The following is a 14694-nucleotide window of genomic DNA, read 5'->3' as shown; positions in this document are numbered from 1 at the left end:
ATAGTTGTTAATTTAGCCTCGTTTGTAGCAAAGATAATGACCCGTTATAGGGGATTGAAACATACAATGCTGCCAATCTCAATACAACTAAAAAGTAGTAGCAAAGATAATGACCCGTTATAGGGGATTGAAACATTGACATGTTATTTGGTTGTAGTTGGCGATAACGAAGTAGCAAAGATAATGACCCGTTATAGGGGATTGAAACTTTCAATCTTTCAGACAATCCAGATCAGCCCCTTCTAGTAGCAAAGATAATGACCCGTTATAGGGGATTGAAACTTTTTTAAAACCCTATTGCATAAATAAAATGGAGCCTGTAGCAAAGATAATGACCCGTTATAGGGGATTGAAACTTATTTACAAGTTCTTGCTTTACATCGAGTGTTAAATAGTAGCAAAGATAATGACCCGTTATAGGGGATTGAAACACTTGCGGACATATTCTTTCTGTAAACAGATATATCGTAGCAAAGATAATGACCCGTTATAGGGGATTGAAACTGAACCCGCCACACCGGGAGTATGGCCAATCCATCGTGTAGCAAAGATAATGACCCGTTATAGGGGATTGAAACTTGGAATTGGTATTGCCTTTGCAACAGTTAGATTTGTCGTAGCAAAGATAATGACCCGTTATAGGGGATTGAAACAACACTGTTGATATTCGTAACATCTGCAGGTGATCCGTAGCAAAGATAATGACCCGTTATAGGGGATTGAAACATTATTAGCGTTTATTAGTGCTTATTACGTCAAAAAGCCGTAGCAAAGATAATGACCCGTTATAGGGGATTGAAACCCATGATAAACTGATATTTTCAATTTTAAAGTCCTAAAAATATATCCAGAATGGAAAGGATTTCTCCCACACCGTTGGTTCCTTTGATGTATTGAAGATGACTTATTAATAGGGTTTTACCCAAAGCATAAAAACACGGCCATGAATTACCGTGTTTTTAAAAGTTAATTAAGTTTTATACTTTCAGCAAGGATTGTTTTTTCAAAAGTTTTTCTATCAAGGAAGTTGATGAAATATTCCTGTTCACCTTTAAAACCAGTTTCCTTCATCATGAATAATACTTCTTTGATCTGAAACGGGATATCTTCCTTTAGTAATTTATCTATCTCACTTTTATCTGTCTGTAATAGTTCCTTATATACTGGTAACTTTGAAAACCAATTGGAGTTAAAGCCAAATAAATAGATCGGTATGTTAGTGTTTGTGTTTTTTATAAAATTATCAGTAATTAAAAATCCGTAGGGATCAAGGTCACACCAAAAATAAATTTGTTGAAGACCTAAAGGAATTAACTCTCGAATAATAGTATATTCTTCTGCAGATAAATAACCGCTGCCAAATAGAATAATCCATTCATTTTTATTTAGCACATTGCCTTTAGCCACACTAATAAATAAATCTTGGTTTTCTATAATTAATAATTTTTTTCCTTGCCATTGTGTTAATTTAATTTCGGAAACCATATCCCGAGGGAGGGCAAGGTAATTTTTAATTGCCCTAGAATTCCCGATTTCTCCATTCCATGCCCATTCAAAAATTCCAGAAATCAAAACCTCGTTTCTCGATTGAAGCAACCCAAATTTTTCAACGTCCCCAACAATTCGATCCACTTTATCCCGGTCATTCCTAGAAAATAATTTTGTATCGCCGAAAAATTCTTGAGAAAATTCCCTTAAAAATAAGTGGCGCTCTGATAGTGTTAGTTGATATAAACCATGAAGCCCTCTAACTATTTTCAAATAAGCATTTCCAGAACTCTTTGGAAAAACAAGTTTCTCACCATTTATACATTCAATTAACGCTCCACCATTATTATTATAATGCTTTTGATTTGTCTGGATTAAGTCAAACAGAATTTTTGCATTACCTAAGCCAGCAGGTGAAAGGGGAGGGAAGGGAACTTCCTCCCACTTTTGTTTCTTTACTTTATTAATTTTTAAAAAACTTTCAATTGATACCATAAAATCTTCATTAAACAATATGCAATGAAGGTTCCAATGATTGATTCTTGTTTTATCCTTTCTTTTTCGTTTAATTATAAAACCATGCATATGTAGCTTATCGATAGTTATTTCTACAAGACCAAAATTCCATTTTTTAAATAATGAATCCTTCCAAGAATTCCAGCGTTTTTTATTATTGGACTTATAGAGCTCTTTTAAAATATGATTTGCAATTTTTATTTCACTAGCGTTAAGAAAATTGATCGGATGCATTTGTAGGTCATTACCGCCGACAGTTTCAATTTCTTCGCTACGTAGATTTTTACGATAGCCACAATCTCCACAAAAACTATACCTTCTCTTTTCCCGAACTAAATATCCATCTTTCCGTTCCCATTGCCCCCACTCTTGCAGGTAGGTTATATTATGACGATGCTTTGTACTGGGTTTGTTGTTTAATGAATTCATCGTTCACTATTCCGTAGTTTATTGGAGGAGCCATTTCTTGATTCTCCCGTTTTGGTCTAAAGTTAAGTGACATATCGGCAAAAGGATATAATAGCTTCAGGTTTTCTGAATAAGGCATTGCAATTATATATTGTGCGCCGGTCTTTTTAAGGAACTGACTGACTAATTCTGTTCTTTCCTGATCTAAATGAGCAAATGGCTCATCTAAGATCATGAAATTTAACATACCATCTGCTTGAATTGCTGATAGTGTTAAAAGTAAAGAGATAATTACCTTTTGGCCGCCGCTAAATGCAGTTTTTGTTCTATAGCTAACAGGAACCTTCCCGTGGAAACCAACTTTATAGTCAATTTTCCACCTTTCATTACCTACATTAATTAACTTTAATGTAGCATTTATATTGCCTTGTGCCGCCAATTCTTCTAACGATTTTTTTACCTTTCTAAAGACTTCCTCAACCATTTCAAGATACTCCTCTTGGGCTTCATCATGTTTTTTTCTCAAGTTTTCTAGTTTTGCTTCAGTTTCCGAGATTTCATTTAGATGGTTTTGCAGCAACTTTAAGTGGATATTATATTTTTCCTCAAGTGCAACAATATTTTCTTCACCAGGCTGAATGGGTTCACCTGTGTTTCGAAGTTGCTGAATCATATTTTGCAAGCTGCTAATCAAGGTTGTATAATGTTCAACGGTTTTAATTGATTCTAAATATGAACAATCTGAAAGTTTCTTGATTTGATCTTTTGATAGTTTTGAAACTGTACTATTATATTGAGATTTTAAAGTATCAAGAGATGTCATTATATCAGATTGTTTTTGAAAAATTTCTTTTTGTTTTGATTGTAAATTAGTTAATGCATAGTTTAATTTCCCGTGTCGCCTTGAATATTTTGAAGCAAGTTGTTGAACCTTTTCTCTCTCTTTCCTTAGAGATTGGATTTGTACATTAAAATCTGTGAGTGAATTCAAAACTATTTGGAGATCTCCTGTTAAAGAAAGATGTTCATTTTCTTTGTCTGGTATCAATGCACGCATTTTTTGATCCTCGATGGCTTTGTTAACACTCTCTAGTTCAATTTGTAATTCATTTTCTTTTGCTTTCTCTGAGTCCAGTTTTTGTTGAATATTATTTAAATCTTCTTGCAGCTGTTCCAGTTGGAGGAGGTACGACTTTCTTCCACAATAAATCCCATTAGGGTGAATTGAACGGCCGCCGCGACTGATAACTTGATAAGGTGTAGGTTTGTATAGCAATGCGTTAAAGTCTTTCTGGACCCAATCCCATGCTGCTTCCATACTTTCAGCCATCATAAAATTTTTAAATCTTTCTATGTAGCCTGTGATACGCTCATCCAGGACATTAACTTTTGACAGTATTGACTCATTTTTATATGAAAGTGAAACGGGTTTGAAAGGAGAAATCCAGTAAGGATATCCAATTTCTTGCGCAATTTTCATAGTTTCAATGATCGCATGTTCATCAACAGTAATTGTAAAACGTTCCGCCCCAAGTAAAGCCTCAATAGCATGACGCCATTTATTATCGGTAATTTCAAGTTGTTCCGCGAGTAATAAATGATTTAATTGTCGTTCTTTTAACTTTTCAATCATTTTGGAAACGATACTTGGGTAATGGGCAGAGTGCGTTGTCTTAATATGATGAATTTTACCCATTATCGTATCTTCTTTATGCTGAAGGTTTTGTACAATGGTAACTTGTCTTTTATATAAATCGGTTATATCTGATAGCTCGTGATTTAGTTTTTCTAATGAGACAGGTACAATGTGCTTATATTTGTTAATAAACCTGAGTAAATCATTTGCTTTCGTTTCTAAATTTATTTTCTTTTCTGTTAACGAGATCGTTTGCCTATGATTATCATCAATTTTTTTATTAACGTTAGAAAGTGCATTACTATATTTTTCGATTTCATGATTTGTTGTATTTATGTCATTATTAGTTGTATTAATGTTTTGTTCAATTAGTAATTTCTCGTCTTTCAACGTATTTAACAATGCTTCCTGCTCGTTCATGATTTCCTTCATATCTTTAACGACTGCTAACTCTTTATTAAATTGGTTTTCCTCTAATTGCTGTTCATTTTGCTTAATTTGTTTTATACGATCAATTTTTTGTTTAACATTTTGAATGACTAGTTCTTCTTGCTGTTTTTGTCTTCCGAGTTCTTGATATTGCTTATAGAGCTCTTCAAGATTAATTTTTATATTGTTAAATTTATCAATTCGTTCTTGTTCTCCGCAAATCTGTAATAAATAATCTGCAAGTTGTTCCTCATTTAGCCCTAAAAGCTTTTCAGTGTTCCCTTGATAAAGGCTAAAGACATTTGCCAATGCTTTTGACATCCCAACTTGCTCCATATGTGATAAATAATGCCCAACTTCAAGCCACTTTATGTTGTCTTTCAAGTGAATTTCTAAATCAAAATTCCCGTCAAAAATCAGAAACTCTCTTTTTACAGGATTATCGTTTGTTAGTCGGCAAACAACAGATACACGATCATTGTATTTCCCGATTTCTTGGAAAGGCCTTTTTTGATATTCAGGATGAATGGTGTTATCGAAACGACCGATGATATAAATAAAATGGACATGATCACGCTCAAAAAAAGTTTTGAAAGTATGACCATTATCAAATTTGGTTGCACCGAACAAGACGCGAAGCATATTTAAAAAGGTCGTCTTTCCTGACCCATTTTCCCCGTTAACAACGGTGATGCTTTCATGAATTAAAATAACCTGCCGAGGAAGGTAGGAAAACCCTTCTGCTTCAACAGATAAAAGATGAAGGGGTATAAATCTACCTTTTTTAGCTAACAGACTCATAATCGGTATCCTCCTTTATTTCATTCTTCTCAGGTAAAAATAGATTCTTTGCATGCCGATGTTTTTCATCGTTTTCGTTCACTAAAAACTCAATCAACTTTGCTTTTACTTTGTCATACATAGTCGTAGAATCTAATGCGGTTGTTAAACGTGGTCCAGCTTTAAATGCGTTTTCTCCCCGGACAGTTTCAATAAAGCCTAATTGTTTAAGGGTAGTCAAAATTCTTTTTAAATTTGTTTTGCTGCTAAGTTGCTCTTTATAGTTTTCATAAAGCTGGTCTTCTGTTACGGTTAGTTCTTCTGTTAGGTTTCTTTGAAAATTCCGATCAAATTTCGGAAGTATTAATGAACACCATAAAATTGCTATCATTGCTTTGGCCGGCATGGTGAGATTCATAGACCCTAGCTCTTTTTCCAGCATATGGTTTAGGTTATAAACCTCTTTTTTTATTCTGGCGTCATAACAATTGGAAATTGGATCATCGACAAATTCATATCCAGCACAACTAAGTATTTTGGTAACCTCTGATCTCAAATGAAAATCAAATTGTAAAGACAAAAGTTCGTTTCTTGGAATTGGCCCTGTTGTTAATATCGCGCAAATTTCTTCAGTAGTATAATGGGTCAAACCTTTCATTGATCATTTCCTCCTTTGTAATAAAGCTTCTGACAATAGACGTAATATCTTATGGTCAAATTCTTTTGTGCGAACGGTTGAATGCAATTCAAAAGGTGTGAATGATTTTTCACTAAGAAAGTTGATGGATGATAAGTACATAAAGACATCAGTCTGATTGTTAAATTGAAATAAAAAGTCTTCTAGCTTAATATCTTCATTTTTGTCTAATAACAAACGAATGTGATTTAAAGTTTTTTCGATATAGCTCGGTTCAAAGTTTTTAGGGGCCTCATGCCCACCATAGACTCTTGGACTAATTTTTCTGGATGTATGCAACTTTTTTAGTCTAAGGAATTCTTCCAATGCTACTACAATTCCATCTGTATCAATCCATTTGGAATGGGACGGTGTGTAATGGGCGTTCCATAATAATAAAGATAACTGGTCAAAGGTTGTCTGATATAAGAAACGATCAACATCCTCTTTTGTAAATACACCATTGCCCATTGAAGCAACTTGTATAAGGGCTCTTTTCCTATATTCAAATAATGTAGTAATTTTCATTTCAAAATCAAAGAGGCATTGAATAGACTCTTTATCTTTCTCGGTGATTTCTAGTTTGTTCTTACGTTTGTATTGGTTTATGTCTTTAAAACGCTTGATGAAATCTCCGATGTTATCAAGGAACTTGTCCGTCTTATGAAGGGCATCTTTTATTCTGGCTTCATTTTTTGAGATAAGTGCAGTTTCAATTTCATCAATATTTCTCATTACAGCGTGAATCGACTGGTTGCGAAGGAATTCTAGAGAAATTATTCCAAGATTCATGTGTTCAGCGGCTTCCAGCATATCTTTTAAGGCAAGCTGAAATGCCATGCTGTCCAGCTCATCCCCTTCATATAAAAAAGGAAGAAAACGGGCAAATAGCATACCAGGGTTAGTGAATTCGTATGTAAGTGTTCCATCTTGTCGATCAAGCCAGCCCCCATCTATTAAACTATTGATAATAGAATCTAATTGTCTTTTGTGATATTGAGGGAACATTGCTTCAATATCAGCTTTAGAAAAATTTCCGCTGGTTAAATCGCTTGATAATTGCATAATGACATGCATCTTATGCTCGAATAATTCTCTTGAACTTGTTAAATGGCTTAATAATCGGAATAAATACGAAAAGCCACTAATGTACTCAATATTTGGAAGCTGCTCCAACCGGGTTTCCTCCAAATCTATCCCCTCCTATTATCTGTTTAGTAGAAGTATTGACAGGAATGGAGGAGGGTATACCTGAAAAATGAGGTAATTTTGGTGGTGTGATAAAAAGATTGATTAGGAGAGTTATATAAAAAAGTGGCCTCTATTTTTGAGGCCACAGGTCATTTTTGAAACGTTCTTTGCTATATCCAGCAATTGTCCATATCAGCAAAGCGTCTTTTCGTTTACCGCCTTGTTTTTTTATTGTTTGGACTAAATTTTCAATTCGTATTACTTGAGTAGGGGAGGTAAAGTGTTCATTTATAAATGATTGTTGATCTGTTTCATCGGAAAGAAAATAGGGTATATTAGCTGTCTGGGCAAAAGCTATAGAAACGATTTCTCCCCAGTGACTTCCGTGTTCCCTAGTTTTCTTTGACTTTCTTAATTTTTCAATTATATCTTGGTACAAAGTCAAAAAAACGGCACCTAATTTTGCTAACTTTTCTTCATTAACTATCTCTGCACGTTTATCGTATATCAATGAATCAATCTGGTCTTTGGTATCCTTGGGCGTAAGAATTTCATTCTTATACACATATTCATGAATCAGTAAATTCCCAACATAATTTGGCAAGATGTTCTCAATAATTTTATATTTTCTTAATCTCCCTAGTTTAATTGCAAAATCAGCATCTAAGATAGCTTTTGGCCAAATGTAAGATTGTAAATTATCCATCTTCTTCCTCCAAAAGTTTATCTATTTCATCTTCACTTGGGAGTTCGTCGGGAAGTTCAATTCCAAAATCTTTTGGCTCTTTTTGAAGAAGGGAAAGAAGATTTCGAAGCCTTTTTGGTGTAATGAGCCCTTCTTGATAAAGATCAATTGCATTCTTTGTTAACCCTTCGTAATGAATAACTGGTTTGATAATTTCTCCATTTTCTAGTTGTAATTTTCTTCGAATGATTGATACATATGGTTCACTATAAAGCTGCTCCGTCATAGTTTTATTTATATAACCAATCTCATAAAGTCTTCGAACCATTGATTTATATGGAACTTCGAATGTATGGGCTAATTCTACAACATGTTCTGATTTAAGCTCGTTCTTTGTAATTTCTAAAAACATTAACTCTTGCTCTAGGACATGCTTTGGTATCAACAGCAAAGCTGCAAATAAATTAGCACGTAATTCACGAATATTATCAGTTTCATCATTTAAAGTGGTACTATTTAACATTTCAGGGTTAGTAAGAAAATCCTTATCAAACCAAATGTGGTAGAGTTCGTGGGCGGCTGCAAAGTTCTGCTTTTCTTCAGGTATTTGGCTATTAATATAAACAAATAAATACCCTTTTTTTTGACAAACAAACGCACAGAGATTATCATCTGGGAAAGGAGATTGCAGGAGAGTGGCTTCTTTTTTAACAATATTTAATACATGTCTACCTAATATGCGAGATGTCTTGTGGAGTTCAATCAATTTACTATTTGCCTTTTCCTCTAAATCCTTCATTTCCAGATGGGGTAAATATGGAATCTTATTCATGAATGATCCTCCTGGATTCTTGAGAAAGTTCCTCTAATTCAATGATCTCATCCATAACAAAGTCAAGAAATTGCAAATGTTGCCTTATCTTTGAATTTCCGGTTCTATCCATCATAAATAGAATAGGATCTTCAATCACATTTGTTTGGGACTCATGATTGATTAATTCATCAACTGAAATATTCATTACATCAGCAATTTTCTGTATTTCTTGAATATTTGTAGCCTTTTGCCCCTTAACGATTTTACTCATTACTTGCTTAGAAACCCCAATCCGATCAGCGAATTCTTGTTGGGTTATATGATGTTTTTCAATAAAAAGAGTAATTTTCTCGCCAATAGCCTCAAAAATTGTTTTCATTGTAGATTCCTCCTTAAGGTTACTGTAATATACAAGTTAAACGAAAGTCAATGATTCATGAACAAATATTTATTATTTGTAAACAACTCGTGTATTAAACTTCGTAAAAACATTAGGTTATTATACAGGAAGTTAAGAGTGATTTAGAGTGAGTCAGAAAAAATAATGACTCTTTTTATAAAATTATTTTGTTGAATTTTTTACGCAAAATATTCAAATAATTTAAAAGGGATCATTGAAGAAATTTAGAATTCTTTATATGAATAAATATTAATTTACCGATACGGTTATCGTACCTGGTAGAAGAAAATTTCAAGTATGATATATATTGTCGAATAATGACACCCAGTTAATATTTTTTTGTAAATAACGTATTATAAAGGCTCAAAACGGAAATTACTAAATAGTGAAAGGAGGTTTGAAAATGGAGGGATTTGTAATATATGCATTGCTCATTGATTGATTGTTCAGTTTAATCACTATTGAAAAATTATTAAGAAAAACATAAAAAGGCGCTAAGACAATTATCTATCTTAGCGCTTCAGAAAAAAATGTGTAAGTAGAAAGAGATTAAAATTCTCTTTCTACCAATAATAATTGTTTCCACTTGTATTGCTATTTACTCTTATTGAGGATTGAAAAAGTTATTATTTATTTGTGAGTATTTATTTTTTCCCCGTTTAGGGGCTTTTTAGAAAGGGGAGGTGTGTGGTAATAGAAACATTATTTAAAGAACTAACAGGGTACAATCCTTATCCATTTCAATTACAAGCAAGTCAAGAGATTTTTAAAAATGAAAAGTTTGTTATAACGGCCCCGACAGGTTCCGGAAAGACATGGATGAGCGTCATTCCCTTTGTATATGCCAAAGAAAATAATATATTATTTGCCGATCGTATGTTTTACGTATTGCCGCAACGGACTTTAGTGACAGCTGTGGCAAATACAATAAAACCTATTTTAGAAAAAAGAAATTTAAAAGTCACTGTTCAAATGGGTGGACAAAATGAAGATCCATATTTTGAAGGAGATGTTATTGTTACAACCATTGATCAAATACTAGCTGCCTATCTTGGCCTTTCCTACGGAACATCTAAAAATGCAAGTAATATAGCTCCTGGTGCTTTAATGGGATCTTACATTGTATTAGATGAGTTCCATTTGCTTGAAGCAGACAAATCGTTAGCTACCTATGTAGATATGATGAATTTTCTATCTCCTTTTGTTCGGACTTGTATGATGACTGCAACAGCTACAGAAAAATATTTGGATGCTATTTCTAGTAAAATTAAAGGCAAGTATCAAGTTGTATCAGGTCAAGACATTGTCCAATTACAAACATCTATGAATGAGGTAAGGAAAAGAGAAGTTATTTGGTGTGATATTCCGATAGATGCTGAAGTAATTTTAAAACAACATAAAGATCGAACATTAGTTGTCGTTAATACTGTTAAGAAAGTTCAGGCACTGTACAATGAGTTGACAGAAAAGATAAAAAGAAGTGGTTTTGATATTGAAGTAGTTTGTCTTCATGCTCGATTTCTCAAGGAAGATAGAGATACATTGGAGCTCAAAATAAAGGATTGTCTAAAACGCAGCTCAAAAAAAGAAATAATTGTAATCGCAAATCAAGTTGTTGAGGTTGGATTGGACATATCTGCATCAGTATTAATTTCTGACTTATGTCCTGCAAATGCATTAATTCAAAGAATCGGAAGATGTGAGAGATATGGAGAATTTATCGGCAAAGTATTTGTATATGCAATAAACAATCATTTGCCATATGATGAGGATTTGGTAAATCGAACCGGGGATTATTTGAAAGAACAAACTCCATTATTTATGACAGCGATTGAGGAATTAGAAATGGTGGAAACTGTTCATGCAAATCGTGAGGAAAAGTTATTAAACAGCTTATCATTTAGTAAAGTTCGAGAATTGGTGGAAAAGACGCAAAGTGAAGGCAATCGTTCATCTATTAAAAATCTAATTAGAGATATAGATAATATCCAAGTTCTTATCCATCCTAAGCCTTGGGAGCTTGACTTATATAAAAAACCAGAGTACTTTTCAATTCCATATAGTACTTTGCTAAATTATTTAAGAAATATTGAACAGCCAAGCAAGTATGTCTTTTATCCTGAGTTTCCAAACGATTATCAAAGCAAATACTCTAAAGAAGTCCATTGGAACTTAGTAGAAGATATAAAAAATATTTATAATTATTTATTTGTTGCGTTATCCCCTAAGATAGCCAGTTATAGTAAGGAAATTGGATTTTCTTTAGATAAAGGAGAATTTATTTCAAAGGAAACTTTATCTGAAATTGAAAAAAGGCAAAGATTTTCATATAAAAAAGAAACATATGTGGAACATGCTTTGGATGTCCGGAAAAAAATACGCAGTTCTGATGATAAATATAATGTTGTAACTAGTCAATTTGCTCAAATATTGAATTGTAATTCAAATTTTGTAGGTGAACTTGCAGAATTAGTTGGCGCTTTGCATGATGCTGGAAAACTAATTGAAAAGAATGTCCTAGTTTCCCAAAAATGGCAGAAGAAAATTATTGGTGATGAAACGAAAGAGTATTTAGCACATACAGATTTTGACCCATCAAATCCATATCATTTACAAAAAGAAAAAGAGAAAGAATTTAAACGAGCCCATCATGCTGCTGAAGGAGCATGTGCAGTTCTACCAATTTTAGAATTGCAAACAAAAAACTTACAGCTAGAAAAAGAAATAGCCGGACAAATAATTCTATCAATGTATTCAACCATAAAAAGGCACCATGGCGCTTATACTAAAAAAATGGAAGAGTATTGTTTGATAGAAGATGCTTCTAAAGTAATTAGAAAAAGTTTACAAGGACTTTTCGAAAATGAAACTCCTTTAAATAGGGAGGTAGGGCCGTCGAAAGCAATGCTATATGAAAAATTTGTTTTAAATGCTGCAGAAAAACAGAAGTTAGGCTGGCTATTGTATTGGTTCTTTAGTAGAAGACTTAGACTAGCAGATCAATTATCTCAACAAGAAAAACTTTAGGAGGTGATTTAATGGGTGGAATGACATTTTATATTCAAAAAAAATTCGGAAGTTATGGGGATGCGCTGGCGGCCGTTGGACTAGCGCGGCTCTTATCCATACTCTTTCATAGACATGATATTCAAATTGAAGAGCAGCCTGGTTACTTTAGGTGCTTGCTTCCCGAGGAAATTGACTACGAACAAATGGACATTGAGGAACTAAAGCGAAATCCTGTTTTTCGGTATGTCCAATTTACAGAGAATGAAGAAGGAGCACCCGTTCAAGCTTTTAAATATTATAGAGACCAAGAATTATATAAAGCTGAAAGGGGAAGAAAAAAATCTAACGTTAACTTAAGTGACAATGCGGAGGAAGCCCCTCTGCCACCAGATCCAATTTATTTATTAATGCAAAGTTTGCGAGTTTTGCAGGCACTTGGCACCAGTAATAAATTATACAAGGATATTCAAGCAGCCCCAATTAAGGATTTAAAACAAACAATTATTGGAAGACTTAACATTTATTCATCCCTTGAACAAGAAGCAATTGATAAAGAAGCGTTTAAACCATCTGTTTCAGCAGTACAAGCATATAATCCGATTATTGGAAAAGGTGTTAACAAAGCAAAAGCACAATCAATTTCTGTCGGTTCGATTCCTGCAAAATTTGTTGATTGGTTTGAGGAATGGCTCCGATTTATTGGCTCAAATTTAGTATTGAATGCTTATCCGATATGGGATGATTTGAAATTTTTAACTTTAGTCCCTAATAATGTAACAGTTGCAGGTTTATTAATCCTGCATGATTCTTTCTTAAAGCAAAGAGATTATACATCTTGTAAAAATGATATATTTGTCATTTTTAATACGGTTAAGTTTTTGGTTGAAAATTCCGAAAGATTCATTAATGCAACAACTGAAGATGATTTTTTATTATCGATTATGGATATTACGCCTAAAACGATCATTTCAGGCTTATCAGGTGCTTATTTTAAAAGTTTAGGATCGGGTAGGGTATTAATCAATAATTCATTTATTAGTTTCCCAGATTGGTTCCCAATTAACAATGAGAAAGACGCCGATCTTTGGATAAATGTAATCCAAGATCATAAAAATGTTTTAGGAAAACTAGATGAAACTAAAAGTGAAGAGATGCAATTGTTGAATACTTACAGAGACTTTTTATCAACTTCAGATTGGAAAAAATACTTCGAGTACACGTCCTCCTATGCAGGACTTTATTTAAACCAGAAAGAACGAAAAAAATATTTTGCCCAACATAATTTTGAAATTTTTAAAGGAGTGTGCCAGAGAGTGGGTCAAATATATAAGGAAATCATAAGCAATAAAGGCTTTCAAGAAATTGCAAAGGCTATGCGTGAAGCGACTGTAAATGAACAATATAGAAAAACGCAGGGAAAACAACAGTTTGAAATTCAATATGGATTATTTCAGGAAATAAAACGAAAGGCAAAATTTGAAGATCAAGTTATCAGTGTGATTAATGATTTTATTTCTGAATATAATCGTGAAACAGCTCGAAAAATGGAACAAAAAGGAGAAAACTACAAAGGAAGATTGTTAGTTTCATTAGATGCATTTAATGACTTTATTAGCTTATTTGATCAATTTCCAAAAAAGCATGAAACAATAGCACTTATGCTAGTTGCCGCTGCATCCTGTTATGATGGAAAACCTAAAAAAGTTGAAGGAGGAACTGGGGAATGATAAATAATTTGACAATTTCAGGTTTATTAACTCTTGATATGCATGCTTTAAACAATGAGGGCGGTGAAGGAAACCAATTACAAACCAGAATGGTCCATATTATAGATGGGGAGGGTGAACTTCAAGTAGTGAATGCAATCAGTGGAGATATGCTAAAGCATATTCAAGCGGAACATTTAGCAAATGTTTCAATCGATAAAAGTTTAGCATTATGTGATGGCTGTAAGAAGCTTGATGCCAATAGGATTAATAGAGATGATGCCTTTTTTGATAACCTAGATGGAGAAAAACATAGCGCTAAAATTATTGATCAGTTATTGCCATATTGTACAGTAGATGATCTTGAAGGAATTATGATTACCAGAGATAATAGGTCCGTGTCAAGAAAATCCGTTGTAGAGTTTGGGTGGTTAGTGGGCTTGCCGAATTCTACGCGGACGGAATCGTATTTTCATGTTAAATTTGATAATAATCGTGCGGCGGGGTCAGGTGATCAAACAGGAGCAAATTTAGGGCAAAATATTTTTTATCGACCAGCAAGTTCAGGGAAATATGCTGTTGTTGTAAACTTGGAATTAAGCAGGATTGGTTTTAATGATATTACAAGGGAATATGTGTTGACTGATGAAGAGAGAGTAAACAGGGCAAAAGCTCTACTTGAAAGTATATTGTTTACCTTCATTAAGCCATTGGGTGCGCACCGAAATACGCAAAATCCACATATTTTAGGTTTTGAGGGAGTTCTAAGTTTTTCCAATTCAACTGTACCCGCACCATCGATTAGTGCCTTAAATAGTAATTATCGCGAAGAGGTTGAAGGAATTGTTGGACAGTTAAATCGTATTTATGAAGGTAAGCTTGAGGCTAAGAAATTTGATAGCCAGGTTGAATTTACTCAATTTATGACAGACCTTATTCAAGAATTGGATTAGAAG

10 protein-coding genes and 1 CRISPR repeat array (1 of these 11 cut by a window edge) are annotated in these 14694 nt (G+C 33.5%); of the genes, 3 read left to right on the top strand and 7 right to left on the bottom strand.

What is annotated here, in order from left to right:
• A CRISPR array of direct repeats spans window positions 1-802; the repeat unit is 37 nt; unit sequence GTAGCAAAGATAATGACCCGTTATAGGGGATTGAAAC; it reaches 794 nt to the left of the window's first position.
• A 164-nt stretch (window positions 803-966) separates the two neighbouring features.
• The 7 genes from P9E47_RS17875 to P9E47_RS17845 form a co-directional block, all read right to left on the bottom strand.
• The gene (locus P9E47_RS17875; RefSeq protein WP_326164200.1) at window positions 967-2433 is read right to left on the bottom strand and encodes a Wadjet anti-phage system protein JetD domain-containing protein; all 1467 of its coding nucleotides are present in this window, start codon (window positions 2431-2433) and stop codon (window positions 967-969) included.
• Window positions 2390-5278 (bottom strand): AAA family ATPase, encoded by a 2889-nt coding sequence (locus tag P9E47_RS17870; RefSeq protein WP_326164199.1) that lies wholly within the window; start codon window positions 5276-5278, stop codon window positions 2390-2392. Before P9E47_RS17870 ends, P9E47_RS17875 begins: the two co-directional genes overlap by 44 nt.
• Window positions 5262-5915: a hypothetical protein gene (locus P9E47_RS17865; protein ID WP_003330679.1), complete on the bottom strand. Its 654-nt coding sequence runs from the start codon at window positions 5913-5915 to the stop codon at window positions 5262-5264. The genes P9E47_RS17870 and P9E47_RS17865 overlap by 17 nt, the downstream gene beginning before the upstream one ends.
• Window positions 5916-5918: 3 nt before the next feature.
• Window positions 5919-7124: a hypothetical protein gene (locus tag P9E47_RS17860; RefSeq protein WP_003330678.1), complete on the bottom strand. Its 1206-nt coding sequence runs from the start codon at window positions 7122-7124 to the stop codon at window positions 5919-5921.
• Window positions 7125-7254: 130 nt separating this feature from the next.
• Entirely contained in the window at window positions 7255-7830 is a 576-nt protein-coding gene (locus tag P9E47_RS17855) for a PIN domain-containing protein (RefSeq protein WP_326164197.1), read from the bottom strand.
• The gene (locus P9E47_RS17850; RefSeq protein WP_003330676.1) at window positions 7823-8641 is read right to left on the bottom strand and encodes an ImmA/IrrE family metallo-endopeptidase; all 819 of its coding nucleotides are present in this window, start codon (window positions 8639-8641) and stop codon (window positions 7823-7825) included. Before P9E47_RS17850 ends, P9E47_RS17855 begins: the two co-directional genes overlap by 8 nt.
• Entirely contained in the window at window positions 8634-9002 is a 369-nt protein-coding gene (locus P9E47_RS17845; protein ID WP_003330675.1) for a helix-turn-helix domain-containing protein, read from the bottom strand. Before P9E47_RS17845 ends, P9E47_RS17850 begins: the two co-directional genes overlap by 8 nt.
• 708 nt (window positions 9003-9710) lie before the next feature.
• Between P9E47_RS17845 and cas3 the strand changes: the two genes are divergently transcribed.
• Genes cas3 through P9E47_RS17830 form a run of 3 tightly spaced genes read left to right on the top strand, consistent with a single transcriptional unit; the run spans window position 9711 to window position 14691 of the window.
• Window positions 9711-12050 carry a CRISPR-associated helicase Cas3' gene (gene cas3 / locus P9E47_RS17840; protein ID WP_003330674.1) on the top strand — a complete coding sequence of 780 codons (2340 nt, stop codon included), beginning with the start codon at window positions 9711-9713 and terminating at the stop codon, window positions 12048-12050.
• 11 nt (window positions 12051-12061) lie between these two features.
• Complete coding sequence (locus tag P9E47_RS17835) at window positions 12062-13759, top strand: hypothetical protein (protein WP_003330673.1); 1698 nt, start codon at window positions 12062-12064, stop codon at window positions 13757-13759.
• Window positions 13756-14691, top strand: coding sequence for a DevR family CRISPR-associated autoregulator (locus P9E47_RS17830; protein ID WP_003330672.1), 936 nt, complete (start codon window positions 13756-13758; stop codon window positions 14689-14691). Before P9E47_RS17835 ends, P9E47_RS17830 begins: the two co-directional genes overlap by 4 nt.
• Window positions 14692-14694: the final 3 nt, after the last annotated feature.

The organism is Schinkia azotoformans (assembly GCF_035811335.1).
Classification (GTDB): Bacteria; Bacillota; Bacilli; order Bacillales; family Bacillaceae_J; genus Schinkia; species Schinkia azotoformans.
The sequence above is the reverse complement of the archived record's forward strand: the minus strand, read 5'-3'. Positions and strand labels throughout refer to the sequence as shown.